13 protein-coding genes are annotated in these 13,550 nt (G+C 73.4%); 7 read left to right on the top strand and 6 right to left on the bottom strand.

All coding sequences use genetic code 11. The annotated features are described in order from the left end of the window. Window positions 1-11 precede the first annotated feature (11 nt). Together ACZ6J5_RS09235 and ACZ6J5_RS09240 are read right to left on the bottom strand one after the other, a co-directional pair. Entirely contained in the window at window positions 12-1,250 is a 1,239-nt protein-coding gene (locus ACZ6J5_RS09235) for an ATP-binding protein (RefSeq protein ID WP_469389336.1), read from the bottom strand. After that, window positions 1,247-1,906 (bottom strand): response regulator transcription factor, encoded by a 660-nt coding sequence (locus ACZ6J5_RS09240; protein WP_469389337.1) that lies wholly within the window; start codon window positions 1,904-1,906, stop codon window positions 1,247-1,249. The genes ACZ6J5_RS09235 and ACZ6J5_RS09240 overlap by 4 nt, the downstream gene beginning before the upstream one ends. Before the next feature lie 158 nt (window positions 1,907-2,064). Here ACZ6J5_RS09240 and ACZ6J5_RS09245 point away from each other — a divergent pair, with 158 nt between their 5' ends. The 5 genes from ACZ6J5_RS09245 (at window position 2,065) to ACZ6J5_RS09265 (ending at window position 8,052) form a co-directional block, all read left to right on the top strand. Continuing rightward, window positions 2,065-2,556, top strand: coding sequence for a hypothetical protein (locus ACZ6J5_RS09245; RefSeq protein ID WP_469389339.1), 492 nt, complete (start codon window positions 2,065-2,067; stop codon window positions 2,554-2,556). Continuing rightward, a complete protein-coding gene (locus tag ACZ6J5_RS09250) occupies window positions 2,553-3,800 on the top strand; it encodes a peptidoglycan-binding protein (protein WP_469389341.1) in 1,248 nt (415 codons plus the stop codon). The genes ACZ6J5_RS09245 and ACZ6J5_RS09250 overlap by 4 nt, the downstream gene beginning before the upstream one ends. 116 nt (window positions 3,801-3,916) lie before the next feature. Continuing rightward, window positions 3,917-4,624 carry an ABC transporter ATP-binding protein gene (locus tag ACZ6J5_RS09255; protein ID WP_469389343.1) on the top strand — a complete coding sequence of 236 codons (708 nt, stop codon included), beginning with the start codon at window positions 3,917-3,919 and terminating at the stop codon, window positions 4,622-4,624. Continuing rightward, the gene (locus ACZ6J5_RS09260) at window positions 4,621-5,862 is read left to right on the top strand and encodes an ABC transporter permease (protein ID WP_469389345.1); all 1,242 of its coding nucleotides are present in this window, start codon (window positions 4,621-4,623) and stop codon (window positions 5,860-5,862) included. Before ACZ6J5_RS09255 ends, ACZ6J5_RS09260 begins: the two co-directional genes overlap by 4 nt. Before the next feature lie 264 nt (window positions 5,863-6,126). Further along, entirely contained in the window at window positions 6,127-8,052 is a 1,926-nt protein-coding gene (locus ACZ6J5_RS09265; RefSeq protein ID WP_469389347.1) for a S53 family peptidase, read from the top strand. A 187-nt stretch (window positions 8,053-8,239) separates the two neighbouring features. Here the strand turns inward: ACZ6J5_RS09265 and ACZ6J5_RS09270 are convergent, their stop codons facing one another. The 3 genes from ACZ6J5_RS09270 to ACZ6J5_RS09280 all read right to left on the bottom strand — a co-directional run bounded on the left by ACZ6J5_RS09270 (window position 8,240) and on the right by ACZ6J5_RS09280 (window position 10,558). Further along, the gene (locus ACZ6J5_RS09270) at window positions 8,240-8,770 is read right to left on the bottom strand and encodes a P-loop nucleotide/nucleoside kinase family protein (RefSeq protein WP_469389349.1); all 531 of its coding nucleotides are present in this window, start codon (window positions 8,768-8,770) and stop codon (window positions 8,240-8,242) included. Between the two features lie 43 nt (window positions 8,771-8,813). After that, window positions 8,814-9,521, bottom strand: a complete 708-nt coding sequence (locus tag ACZ6J5_RS09275) for an AAA family ATPase (protein ID WP_469389351.1) — start codon at window positions 9,519-9,521, stop codon at window positions 8,814-8,816. 140 nt (window positions 9,522-9,661) lie between these two features. Next, on the bottom strand, window positions 9,662-10,558 hold the full coding sequence (locus ACZ6J5_RS09280) for an ATP-grasp domain-containing protein (protein WP_469389353.1): 897 nt from the start codon (window positions 10,556-10,558) through the stop codon (window positions 9,662-9,664). A 161-nt stretch (window positions 10,559-10,719) separates the two neighbouring features. Here ACZ6J5_RS09280 and ACZ6J5_RS09285 point away from each other — a divergent pair, with 161 nt between their 5' ends. Then, window positions 10,720-11,622 carry an arginase family protein gene (locus ACZ6J5_RS09285; protein WP_469389355.1) on the top strand — a complete coding sequence of 301 codons (903 nt, stop codon included), beginning with the start codon at window positions 10,720-10,722 and terminating at the stop codon, window positions 11,620-11,622. A 377-nt stretch (window positions 11,623-11,999) separates the two neighbouring features. Next, window positions 12,000-13,058: a metallophosphoesterase family protein gene (locus tag ACZ6J5_RS09290; protein WP_469389357.1), complete on the top strand. Its 1,059-nt coding sequence runs from the start codon at window positions 12,000-12,002 to the stop codon at window positions 13,056-13,058. Here the strand turns inward: ACZ6J5_RS09290 and ACZ6J5_RS09295 are convergent. After that, window positions 13,030-13,284, bottom strand: a complete 255-nt coding sequence (locus tag ACZ6J5_RS09295; RefSeq protein WP_469389359.1) for a hypothetical protein — start codon at window positions 13,282-13,284, stop codon at window positions 13,030-13,032. The genes ACZ6J5_RS09290 and ACZ6J5_RS09295 overlap by 29 nt on opposite strands. Window positions 13,285-13,550: the final 266 nt, after the last annotated feature.

Raw genomic sequence — 13,550 nt, forward strand, 5'->3', positions numbered from 1 at the left:
GCCCGGACCCGTCACCCTCGGCCGGGGAACCGTACGCGGACCGTCAGGCCGCCGCCTCGGGGGTTCGCCGTCGCCGTCGTCCTCGCCCCGTGGGCGCGGGCGATCGCGTCGACGATCGACAGGCCCAGGCCGGCGCCCTCGCCCGGGGCGTGGGTGCGGGCCGTCGAGCGGCGGAAGGGCTCGAACAGGAGGGGGACGGTCTCGGGAGGTACGACGGGGCCCGTGTTCGTGACCGTGACACCGTCCGGACCGGTACGGACCTCCACCCGGCCGTCCTCGGGGACGTTGTGCCGGACGCCGTTCGCGACCAGGTTGTGCACCAGGCGCTCCAGCAGCACCGGATCGCCCTCCACGGCCAGCGGACCGGGCCGTACGACGAGCTCCACGCCCCGCTCGGCCGCCTCGCCCGCGAGGGCCGCGGCCGTCTCCCGCGCGACCTCGTCCACCGCGACCCGCCGCCGCTCGCGCAGCCCCTCCTCCGAGGCGGCGAGCAGCAGCAGCCCCTCGATGATCCGCTCGCTGTCGTCGGCGACCTCGACGAGCTTGCCGCGGATCCGCGCCACCCGCTCCGGCGAGGGATCCCCGGCCAGACCGATCTCCGCCGCCGCACGCTGCACGGCGAGCGGGGTGCGCAGCTCGTGGGCCGCGTTCGCGGCGAACCGCTGCTGCGCCGACACGAGCTGCTCCATCCGCCCCAGCATCCCGTCGAAGGTGTCGGCCAGCCGCTTCAGCTCCCCGGGCGGCGCGTCGAGCGCGATCCGCTCGTGGAGGTTGGCGCCCGACAGGCGGCGGGCCGTGTCGGTGATGACGGCGATCGGCCGCAGCACCCGTCCGGCCGCCCACCAGGCCACCGCGACCGACAGGACCGCGTAGCAGGCGAGGACCGACACCGAGACCGTGAGCAGCCGGTCCAGGGCCGCGGACTCGGCCGCGTCGCTCACCGTCCGGGTGATCGCCAGGCTCTGCCCCGGGACCGGGCCCGAGCTCGGCAGCGGGCTCGCCAGGGCCGCGCTCGGCAGCGGGGTGACGGGCAGCGCGCTCTGCCAGGAGTCCGGCAGGTGCTCCAGCCGCTGGGCCGGTACGGCGGTGGTGACGGCCATGCTGATCGAGGAGTACAGGCCCTCCTGCACGAGCACGTACACGACTCCGGTCAGCACCGCGCCCGCGAGGACGAGCAGCCCCGCGTACAGGGCGGTGAGCCGGGTTCGTTCCCCTCCGAGCGGAATACGCCTCGACAGCGGGCGCCTCATGAGGCGATCCGGTAGCCGGCGCCGGGCACCGTCTCCACCACCGGCGGCTCGCCGAGCTTGGCCCGCAGCTTGCTCAGGGTCACCCGTACGGCGTTGGTCCGGTAGCTGGTGTGCTCCTCCCAGACCTGCTCGATCAGGTCCTCGCCGCTCACCACCGCGCCCTCCGCCCGCAGCAGCGACTCCAGGACGCCGAACTCCTTGCGCGACAGGTGCAGGTGCCGGCCGTCCCGGCTGGCCTGCCGGCGGGCGGTGTCGAGGACGATCCCGCTCCGTTCGAGGACCGGCGGCAGCGCGGGCCGGGCGCGCCGGCCCAGGGCCAGCACCCGGGCCAGCAGCTCGTCGTACGCGAACGGCTTGGTCAGGTAGTCGTCGGCGCCGAGCCCCAGGCCCTCGACCCGGTCCCGTACCGTGCCGGACGCGGTGAGCATCAGCACCCGGGTCATCAGGCGCTGCTCGACCACGCGGCGGCACACGTCGTCCCCGTGCAGCCCCGGCAGGTCCCGGTCCAGGACCAGGACGTCGTACTCCCCGAGCTGGAGCTTCCGCAGCGCTTCGAGGCCGTCGGCCGCGACGTCCACGGCGAGCGCGTCGCGGCGCAGCCCCTCGGCGATCATCTCGGCGAGGAAGGCCTCGTCCTCCACCAGCAGTACACGCATGTCCCCTGTGTATCCGAAGGCGACCTTTCGCCGGTGTAAACGAAACCGCTGAGAGAAGCGAAACACCCCCACGCGGCAGTCTCACCGGCATGACGACGATGACGAAGATCACGACGCGTTCGGCGAGCACGAAGCGTGCGACGAGCACGACGCGACGGATGACCCGAGTGGCCGCGGCCGGTTCCCTGGCCGCCGCCTTCGCCCTGCTCACGGCGGCTTGCTCGGGTTCCGCTCCGAGCGGAAAGAACGACACCGGCGGCGGCGCGGTCAGCGACGAGGGCAAGAAGGCGGACCAGGCCTTCGAGCACCGCAAGTGCCTCCGTGAACAGGGCCTCGACGTGCCCGAGCCCAAGCCTGGCGAGAACGGGGTCGGCCTCACCATCGGCGGCGACGGCATGTCGAAGGAGAAGATGGAGAAGGCATTCAAGGCCTGCAAGGACAAGGCGGGCGGCGCCGGATTCGGCAAGGAGCCGACCCAGGCCGACAAGGACAAGGCCCTCGCCTACGCGCGCTGTATGCGGGAGAACGGCTTCAACATGCCGGACCCGAAGTTCGACGGCGGCGCCCAGGCGGCCATGCCGGTGCCGCAGGGCGCGGAGAAGCAGAAGTTCGAGAAGGCCGCCAAGGCCTGCGAGGGCGCGGCCCGATGAGCGAGCACGGCGAGCGCACTGGGCAAGGCGGGCACGGCGATCCCGGCGAGCAGGGCGGGGACCGGACCCCGAGCCGCGAGGGCGAGCGCCCGCTCGGCCGGCGCCGGCTGCTCGTCGCCCTCGCGACGATCGTGGCCGTCGCCGGAGCGGGAGCCGCCGCCACCGCGCTGACCGCGGACCGCGGCGACGCCGATCCACGGGCCGGCGCCGCCGACTCCAGGGGCCTGCCGCCCGGCACCGCCCCCGTCACCCGGGGCGACCTCAGCGACAGCTCCCAGAAGGACGGCACCCTCGGCCACCTCGGCGAGCGGCGGATCAACGCGGGCGGTGCGGGTGGCGCGGGCGGCGCGGGCGGCACCCTCACCTGGCTCGCGCCGACCGGTTCCGTCGTCGAGCGCGACGGGCGCCTCTACGAGGTGGACGGCGAGGCGGTCCGCCTGATGTACGGGGCCGAGCCCATGTACCGGACCCTCAAGACCGGCGACAAGGGCAAGGACGTACGGCAGCTGGAGGAGAACCTGGCCGCGCTCGGCTACACCGGCTTCGACGTCGACGAGGAGTTCACCGCCAAGACCGCCGCCGCCGTCAAACGCTGGCAGAAGTCCCACGGCCTGAAGGAGACCGGCACCGTCGGACCGGACCGGATCGCCTTCGCGGGCAGCGCGGTACGGGTCAAGGGCGCGGGCGGCGGCTCGGGCGGTTCCGGTGGCAGCGGCGGAGGCGGCGGCTCCGGGGACGGCGGGCTCGCTCCCGGGGACCGGATCACCCCTGGCGCCCCGGTGCTCACGGTCACCGGCTCGGAGCGGGTCGTCCGCTTCGAGATCCCCGTCGCCGAGGCCGACTCGGCCAAGACCGGCACCCGCGTCACGGTGCGCCTCCCGGACGGCACCGAACAGCCGGGCAAGGTCTCGGCGGTGGGCAGGACCGCGTCCCCCGGGCAGGACCCGCAGGACAAGACCCCGAAGATCGAGATCACCGTCTCCTTCGACGAACCGGCCGCGGTCAAGGGCGTCGACCAGTCGCCCGTCACGGTCGAGCTCACCGGCCGCACCCGCCAGAACGTCCTCTCCGTCCCCGTCAACGCGCTGCTCGCCCTGCCCGACGGCGGCTTCGGCGTCCAGGTCGTGGAAGGCGACCGCAGCCGCGACGTCCGGGTCGAGCTCGGCATGTTCGGCCAGGGCCGGGTGGAGGTCACGGGCGAGGGGCTGCGGGAAGGGATGAAGGTCGGGGTGCCCAAGGGATGAGCGAGGAAGGCATGAGCCCGCAAGGCATGAGCCCAGAGGGCATGAGTCCGCAAGGCATGAGCCCGCAAGGCATGAGCCCGCAAGGCATAGATCCGGATGGCATGGACCCGGAAGGCATGAGTGGTCCCCGCCCCCGTCGCGTCGTCGAGCTCAAGGACGTGGTGAAGGAGTACGCGGGCGGGGTGCGGGCCCTCGACGGGATCGACCTCGGGGTGGACGAGGGGGAACTCCTCGGCATCGTCGGCCCCTCGGGCTCCGGCAAGTCGACGCTCCTGCACATCGTCGGGACCCTCGACCGGCCGACCGCCGGGACCGTGGCGATCGCCGGGCACGAGGTCGCCGCGCTGACCGACCGGAGGCTGTCGGCGCTCCGGGCCCGGCACATAGGCTTCGTCTTCCAGGCGTTCCACCTGGTACCCGGCGTCGCCGCGCTGGAGAACGTGGCCGAAGGGCTGCTCTACTCCGGGCTGCCCCGCGCCCGCCGCCGCCGGATGGCCGCGGACGCGTTGGCCCGCGTGGGCCTCGCCGACCGGCTCAGGCACCGCCCGCACGAGCTGTCCGGCGGGCAGAAGCAGCGCGTGGCCATCGCCCGCGCCGTCGTAGGCGAACCGGCCCTGCTGCTGGCCGACGAGCCGACCGGGGCGCTCGACTCCGCCTCCGGCGAAGCGGTGATGGACCTGCTGCACACCCTGAACGCGGAGGGCGCCACCATCGCCGTCATCACGCACGACACAGAGATCGCGGCCCGGCTGCCGCGTCAGGTACGGATCCGCGACGGCCGTGTCGTCGCGGACACCGCGCGCGGAAAGGTCATGGCCCGATGAGCCGCACGCCGCCCCCGCCCCCGGCCGGCCCCCGTTCGGCCCGCCGCACCGCTCTGAAGGCGGCCCGGCTCGGCCCGCGCGACGTCCTGCACGTCGGCTCGGCCGGGCTGCGCAGCCGCCCCGTACGCGTGGTGCTGTCCGCGCTCGGCATCGCCATCGGCATCGCGACCATGATCGCCGTCGTGGGCATCTCGGCCTCCAGCCAGGCGCAGCTCCTGCGTCAGCTCGACGCGCTGGGCACGAACATGCTGGTCGCCAAGGCGGGCGAGGGGATGTTCAGCGGACAGGAGGTCAAACTGCCCAAGGACGCGGTCGGCACCGTGTCCCGCATCGAGGGCGTGGAGAAGGCGGGCGCGACCGGCGACCTCACGCGCTCGGTGCGCCGCTCCGAGAAGATCCCGGCGGCGGAGACCGGCGGCATCGCGGTCAAGGCCGCCACCGAAGGCCTGCTCGACGTGCTGCGGGGCACGACGGGCTCCGGGACCTGGCTCAACGCCGCGAACGGGCGCTACCCGGCCGTCGTCCTCGGCCATGTCGCCGCCGAGCGCCTCGGCATCGACCGGCCCGGCCGGCAGGTCTGGATCGACGACCGGTACTTCACCGTCGTCGGCATCCTCGACCCGCTGCCGCTCGCCCCGGAGATCGAGCGCTCGGCCCTGGTCGGCTGGGACGCCGCCCAGCGGCTGCTCGGCTTCGACGGGCATCCGACGACGGTGTACGAGCGGTCCACGGACGCCTCGGTGCGGGAGGTCCAGCGGCTGCTCGCGCCGACGATCGACCCGGGCAACCCGCAGAACGTGTCGGTGAGCGATCCGTCCTCGGCGCTCAAGGCGAAGGCCGCCACGGAGGGCGCCTTCTCCACGCTGCTGCTCGGTCTGGGCGGCATCGCGCTGCTCGTGGGCGGCGTCGGCGTCGCCAACACCATGATCATCTCGGTGCTCGAACGCCGCCACGAGATCGGGCTGCGACGCTCCTTGGGCGCGACCCGGGGCCAGATCCGGATCCAGTTCGTCACCGAGTCCCTGATGCTCTCGGGCCTCGGCGGACTGGCCGGGGTCGCCCTCGGCGCCGCCGCCGTCGCCGCGTACGCCACCGCGGGCGGACTGCCCTGGGTCGTCCCGCCCTGGTCCGCCGCGGGCGGTTTCGCGGCGACGCTCGCGATCGGCACGGTCGCGGGCCTCTACCCGGCGGTCCGGGCGTCCCGCCTGTCCCCGACGCTGGCGCTGGCGGCGGGGTAGGGGGCGGGCGGGGGTAGGCGAGAGCGGCCGGGTGGGCAGAAGGGTGGGCAGCCGGGTGGGCAGAAGAGTGGGCAGACGGGTGAGTGGCCGAGCAATTCCGTTTCATTGAAAGCTCTTTGGTCTCTTTTGATCACTCCCTTCCCCCCACGTGAACTGATCCTGACAAGAGTGGCGCCGTACCCGCCGCGCGCTCCGCCCGCGGCCCGCGAACGCCTCACCACAGGGGACGACATGGGAAGCAGCCGTACGGTACGGCGCACATCGATGGGCATCGCCGCGGTCCTGCCGCTGCTCGCCGGGGCGCTCGCCCTCGGGATACCGGCCGCGGACGCCGCGGCTCCGGTACCCGGCGGCCGGGTCGCCCTGGCGGGCGCCAAGCCCGCCTGGGCCACGCCCTCCGCCGACAAGGGCGGCACCGCCCAGACCGCCCGGGTCGACGCCCGCGTCTACCTGGCCGGCCGCGATCCGCAGGGCCTCACCGCGTACGCCGCCGCGGTCTCCGACCCGAAGTCGCCTCGCTACGGGGCTTATCTGACGCCCGCTCAGGTGCGCGAGCGCTTCGGTGCCACCCCGGCGCAGGTCCGGGCCGTCACCCGCTGGCTCACGGACGCCGGGCTCACCGTCACCCACGCCGACGACCACTACCTCGCGGTCTCGGGCGATGTGGCCGCCGCCCAGCGGGCGTTCGCGACCCAGCTGCACGACTACCGCAAGGGCGCCGCGACGTACCGTGCCCCCGCCACCGCCCCCTCCGCGCCGGGCGCCCTCGCGGACGCGGTGCTGACCGTGACCGGCCTGGACACCGCCCCGCACCGGGCCACCCACCAGGACACCCTGCCCGGCCCGGGCGCCGGCTTCCGCAACGCGGGCCCCTTCTCCACGTACTACGGCTCGAACACCGCGAGCGCCCTCCCGGACGCGTACGGCGGGAAGGTCCCGTACGCGATCAAGGGTTACACCGGCCGCCAGCTGCGTGCCGCGTACGGCGCCGGCGGCTACACCGGCCGCGGTGTCACCGTCGCCATCACCGACGCGTACGCGAGCCCCACCATCGCCGCCGACGCCCGGACGTACGCCGGCCGCAACGGCGACAAGGGCTACCGCCCTGGCCAGCTCCGGCAGGTCACCCCGGCCGAGTACACCCACACCGAGGACTGCGACGCCTCCGGCTGGTACGGGGAGGAGACCCTCGACGTCGAGGCGGTGCACGCGGTCGCCCCGGACGCGAACGTCGTCTACGTCGCGGGCGCCTCCTGCAACGACCCCGATCTCCTCGACGCCCTCAACAAGATCGTCGACAAGCGGCTGGCCGACATCGTCTCCAACTCCTGGGGCGACATCGAGGCCAACGAGACCCCGGAGATCGCCGCCGCGTACGACCACACGTTCAAGCTCGGTGCGGTCGAGGGCATCGGCTTCTACTTCTCCTCCGGCGACAACGGCGACGAGGTCGCCAACACCGGCACGAAGCAGGTCGACACCCCCGCCAACTCGGCCTGGGTGACCGCCGTCGGCGGCACCTCGCTCGCCGTCGGCAAGGGCGACCGCTACGGCTTCGAGACCGGCTGGGGCACCCTCAAGGCGCCGCTCGCGGCGGACGGCACCGGCTGGACGGGCTTCCCCGGCGCGTACACCAGCGGAGCGGGCGGCGGCACCAGCGCCACCGTCCGGCAGCCCGCGTACCAGCGTGGCGTCGTGCCCGACGCGCTCGCCAAGGCGACCGGCCCGGCCCCCATGCGCACGGTCCCGGACATCGCGGCCGTCGGCGACCCGAACACCGGCTTCCTCGTCGGGCAGACGCAGACCTGGCCGGACGGGTCGGTCGGGTACGACGAGTACCGCATCGGCGGCACCTCGCTGGCCGCCCCGGTCGTCGCGGGCCTCCAGGCCCTGGCCCAGCAGGCCCGCCACCTCCCGATCGGCTTCGCGAACCCGAGCATCTACGCCCGTTACGGCTCCCCGCTGCTGCACGACGTGACGGACCACCCGCTGGGCGCGGGCCGCGACCTGGCCGTCGCCCGCAACGACTTCGCGAACGGCACGGACGCGTCCGAGGGCCTGGTCACCTCGGTCCGCAGCCTCGGCAAGGACAGCTCCCTGGCCGCGGTGCCCGGCTACGACCCCGTCACGGGCGTCGGCACCCCGGCCCCCGGCTACGTGGACTCGTACCGACTGCCGTTCCGGCGCTGACGGGAGGCCGGGGAGACAGAGGGGACGGGGGACGGGGGAGGACGGGGGACGGAGGGGGAAGACGGGCGGCGGGCGCCGGTGAAGCGCGTCCGCCGCCCGATCGTCGCACTGTCCTTGGGTCCTTTGGGGTCCTTTGGGGCCCTTTCGTGGGCCCTTCGTCGGCGGCTTCTTGGCGGTGGTACGAGGGTCAGCCCGTCGGCCGGACCGCCTCCGCGATCCGCGCGGCGGTCTGGGGAGGGGTGAGGCGGGTCGTGTCGACGACCTCCGCCTCCGCGTGCAGCCAGGTGCGGGCCGCCTCGGCGTACGGCTCCAGGTGCCGGAGGCGGAAGGGCGAGTCGGGGCCGGTGGCGGTGTCGCCCGCGATGCGGGCGCGGAGTGTCGCCTGGTCGGCGTGGAGGACGAAGTGCCGTACAGGGATGCCGTGTTCGGCGAGACCGGAGCTGATCTCCCGCCAGTACTCCTCGACCAGGACGGTCATGGGCATCACGAGCGTGCCGCCGGTGTAGTCGAGGACGCGACGGGCGGTCTCGACGACGAGGGGCCGCCAGGGCGCCCAGTGCTGGAAGTTGTTCGTCGTCGGCAGCCCCGGCCTGATGTCCATGAGCGTCTCGCCGACCTTCTCGGCGTCGAGCACCCGGGAGTCGGGGATGAGCCGCTGCACGAGTGCGCTCGTCGTGGTCTTGCCGGCGCCGTGGGTGCCGTTCAGCCATACGATCATGGGCTCACGCTAGTCGCCCGGCCCGGGCTCCGGTGGGGTGAGCTCAGTCCAGGATGTGCCGGAGATAGGCCCGGGGGTCGGCCAGGTAGCGGCGCCAGTGGTCGACCAGTTCGAGCTCCGCCCAGGTGGTCCGGCGGAGCCCGTGCTCGCCGACCTCGATGATGTCCGCGCCGGGGAGCGCGGTCAGCAGGGGGGAGTGGGTGGCGCAGATGACCTGGCCGCCGTTCTTCACGAGCTGGTCGATGTGCCCGAGCAGCTCCAGGCAGGAGGTGAACGACAGGGCCGCTTCCGGCTCGTCCATCACGTACAGCCCGGCCTGGAGGAACTTGCCGCGGAAGGCCGCGAGGAATCCTTCGCCGTGGCTGACCGCGTCCGGTGTGAAGCCCTCCCTGTCCAGCGCGTCCAGGGCCGTCTCGGCCCGCAGGAAGAACCCCTTCCGGGCGGCCCAGCTGCCCAGCATGGCCCGGCCGCGCGGCGCGGCGTCGAAGCGGACCCGCTCGCCGAGCACCGACTTGGAGCGGTGGCTCGCGTACCGCCAGTCGTGCGAGCCGCCCCAGGAATCCAGGCCGAAGCCCTCGGCCAGGGCCTCGACCAGGGTCGACTTGCCCGAACCGTTCTCCCCGACGAGGAAGGTCACGGGGGCCGTGAAGCGCACCCCGTGGGCCATGAGGTCCCGGACGCCGGGGACGGACCACGGCCACTCGTCAGGGTCGTGCGTACCTACGTGTGCGTACGCACGTTCGATAATCATGTCGACAAGTCTCTCATAGGGGGATCTGGCGCCCCTGCGCCGCGCCACCCCACTCCCCCCACTCCCGCCGCGCCACCCCACTCCCCCCGCCCCACGCCGCCAACCCCCTCCTCGACCTGTGACCCCTTTCGGGGCGGGCGTCAGTGCCCGGTCGCGTCGGTCTTGGCGAGGATCGCGTCGACGAGCCGCTTCAGGCCCTCCGGACGGTCGCCGAGGAAGAGGTTCGGCTCGATCAGCTCCAGCTCCATGACCGTGGGCCGCCTCGACTCGTCCATGACGAGGTCCACGCGGGCGAACAGCGGGGCCTCCGCCGCCGGTATGGCCGCCAGCGCGGCCAGCGCCGCCGCCAGCTCCTCCTCGGACGGCTGGTAGGGGGCGACGCCGGGGTGCGGCACCCGGGCGTTGTCGATCACGCCCGACTCCGTCAGGACGGGCCCCTTCCGGATCGCGTGACTGTACGCGCCCGCCACGAACACCAGAGCCCGCTCACCCTCCTCCACCAGCCGCAGGTACGGCTGGATCATCACCACGCGGCCCCGGTCCAGCAGCGAGCGGACGTGGCGGGCGGCGTCGGCGTGCTGCGCGGGCTCGTAACGGGCCGTGTCGAACGCACCGGCGGAGACGGCGGGCTTGACCACGACGGCGCCGGTGCCGAGGAGGGCGGCCATCCCCTCCTCGTCGTACGCCGCACCCGGCTCGACGAACCGGGTCGGCACGACGGGCACTCCGCGCCCGGCGAGATCCCGCAGATACCGCTTGTCGCTGCTCCACCGCACCACCGGGGCCGGATTCCACAGGCGGGTGAGCCCGCCCACCCGCTCCGCCCAGGCCACGAACTCGCCGACGCGGTCGGCGTAGTCCCAGGTCGAGCGGATGACCGCCAGGTCGAAGCCGCCCCAGTCCACGTCCCGCGCGTCCCAGGCCACAGCGGTAGCCGTCACGCCTTCCGCGCGCAGGGACTCCAGGATCAAGGGGAGATCGGTGTCCCACTCCAAGCCGGCCCCGCTGGTCACGATCGCGATCCTGGCAGCGCTCACGTCGCTTCTCCCTGTCTTCTCATCGGTTCATCCGTTCATCGGCAGATCGGTAGGCGGTCAACCTCCGCAGCGTAGACATGATCGTCCTGGACGGGCGCAGCGACCCTGTCGCCGCCAGAACTCCATTGCGGCGGCGCGGTGACGCGATGAGGATGGCTCCTATGCGGAACACCGTGATCATCGACGCCCCCTCGAACCTCGGCCTTCGCCCGCCGGCCCCCGGCACCGTCCCCGGCTGCTCCAAGCTGGCCGGAGCGCTGCGCGAGAACGGCATCATGCGACGGCTCGGCGCCCTCGAAGGCGGGGTCGTCGTGCCGCCCCGGTACGACCGGGGAGACTGGCAGGAGGGCGACGGGGTCTTCAACGCGGCCGCCCTCGCCACGTACACCGTCCGCCTCGCCGACCGGATCGAACGCCACGTGTCCGGGGGAGACTTCGCGCTCGTCCTCGGCGGCGACTGCTCCATCCAGCTGGGCGCCGCGCTCGCCCTGCGCCGGCTCGGCCGCTACGGGCTCGCCGCCGTCGACGCCTCGCCCGACTTCCGCAACACCGGCAACTCGGACCGGATCGGCGCGGCGGGCGGCGAGGAACTGGCGCTCGCGACCGGGCGCGGCCAGCGCGACCTGACCGACCTGGAGGGGTTGCGGCCGTACCTCCGCGACGAGGACGTACGCGCCCTCGGCACCAGGGACGCGTACGCGGACGACCCCGAGATCGTCCAGCTCCGCGACCTGAAGATCCCCGTCGTGACCGTCTCCGAGCTCCGCGCCTGGGGCCCGGCCGAGCTCGGCGCCGCGACCGCCGTCAGTCTGGAGAACGACGCCCTGGACGGCTTCTGGGTCCACTTGGACGCCGACGTGCTCGACCCCACCGTGATGCCGGCCGTCGACAGCCCGGACCCGGACGGCCTCCTCCCGGCCGAACTCACCGCCCTCCTCCGCCCCCTCGTCCGCTCACCGCGCTGCGTCGGACTGAACGTCACGATCTACGACCCCGACCTGGACCCGGACGGCACGGCGGGCGCGCTGCTGACGGACCTGGTGGTGGGGGCGTTCGCGCGCTGACGGACGGAAGGGCGGACGGGCGGGGCCGGATCGGGGCCGCTCGAAAGGCCGGAGGGCGTGTACGTGTACGTGGACGTCGACGTGGACGTGAAGAGCGGAGCGAGCCCCCCGCTGGTCGCCTGCCTGGACAGAAGCGGCGGAACGGACGGCACCGCCGCACTGACAGCCGGGCCACCACCCGCCCGCGCACCCGCCCGGGCGCTGGCCCCCTCGCCCGCCGACCTCCTTCCCGTCGAGAGCCATTCATGTCGCATACACCTACTCCTCGGGAGCGAGCCGCCATGATCACGTACTCATAACGGGTCTGGTTCGAAGCGCGGTGACCGGGAGGGCGAGCTCGCCCTCCCGGTCACCGCGGCCCCGAAAGGAATCCCCCCATGGACCGCAGATCTCTGCTCACCGTCGCCACCGGAGCGGTCGGCGCCGTCGCCGCCTCCCAGATATCGGCGGGCGCCGCGCCCCTCCAGCAGCCCGGCCAGGGACCCGACGCGCTCGCCGGCGCGCACATCGGCTCCGGTCGTCGGCCCTTCACCACGTTCAACGTCATCAGCGACATCCAGGGCGACCTCCGCGACCTCGGCGTGGCCTTGGAGGACATGCGCCGCACCAACCCGAACAGCTCGGGCCTCGCCGTCGCCGGGGACATCACGCCGCGCGGATACGACGCCGAGTACGCGGCCGTCACCGCCGAACTCGCCCGCCACACCCGCACGAGGACGACCGCGTGGGCCATCGGCAACCACGAGTTCTACGTCCCCAAGTGGCGCGACCCGGCGACCATCGCGCAGGACACCTGGCCCAACGGCACGACCGAGGACTCGCTGTTCCGCAGCTTCTTCCGCTTCGCGGGCCGGAACACGGTGTACGCGGAGCACTCGTTCGGCGGCATCCCCGTCCTGAGCCTCGGCACCGAGAAGTACATGCACTTCCACGACCCGAAGCTCTGGGACGAAGTCTGGCTCAGCGAGGCCCAGTTCACGTGGCTTGAAGAGCGCCTCGCGTACTGGGCCCGCCGCCGCAGGCCCGTCATGGTCGTCACCCACCACCCGCTGCCCAACACCGTCTCCGGCAGCCACAACCGCCTCTACTCCCGCGACTACCTCCAGGCGGACCGGCTCCTCGGGATCCTGGGCCGCCACCGCGACGTGTTCCTGTTCTGCGGGCACACGCACTGGGACCTCGGCCTCTCCGACTGGTACGTCCGCCGAGTCGTCCCGGGCACGGCCAACCTGGACGGCTTCTCCGTCATCAACACGGGCGCCGTGCAGACGGGCTACACGGACGACGGCCAGGGGGGTGAGGTGTCCGTACCCGGCACCTTCAACCAGGGGCTCCAGGTCGAGGTCTTCCGCGACCGGGTCGTCATCAAGGCCCGCGACTTCGCGGCCGGAAGCTGGCTGAAGCAGATCACGGTGCCGCTGTCGACGAACGCCTGATCACCGCCCGGGCTGCCCGCCCGCCCTCGTGTCCGTAGCCGCGACCACCCGGCACCGGCGACGACCCCACGAGGGCGCGGGCCGGTGCCGCCACGATGCTCGACGCGTCCGCCTGCGCCCGCAGCCCCTGACGGGCGCGCGCCGGGTCGGGCCAGCCGGACGGGCCCCGTATCGCCGCCCAGTTCACCATCGCGTCGAGCGCCTCCGGGAACTCTGTCCAGCTCACCTCCTCACGCCCTTGGAGGGGTTGGAGGGGTTGAGGGGGATGGAGAACGCGGTCGAAGTCCGATTCTCCCCAGACGGTCAGCGGCGCCGGCGCGCTCCTCCGGCGGGTCGGCCAGGAGCGGCGTGACGAACCAGAGGCTCGCCAGCACCGTCGCCGGTGATCCTCTTCCCTTGCCCCCAGCGGCTCAGCCACGCCAGGGCGATGCCGCGCGACCGGAAGTTCGAGAATGCGCGGACCCATCCTGTGCCCGAGCGCGCCGCCGGTTC

The organism is Streptomyces sp. NPDC042100, assembly GCF_055582325.1.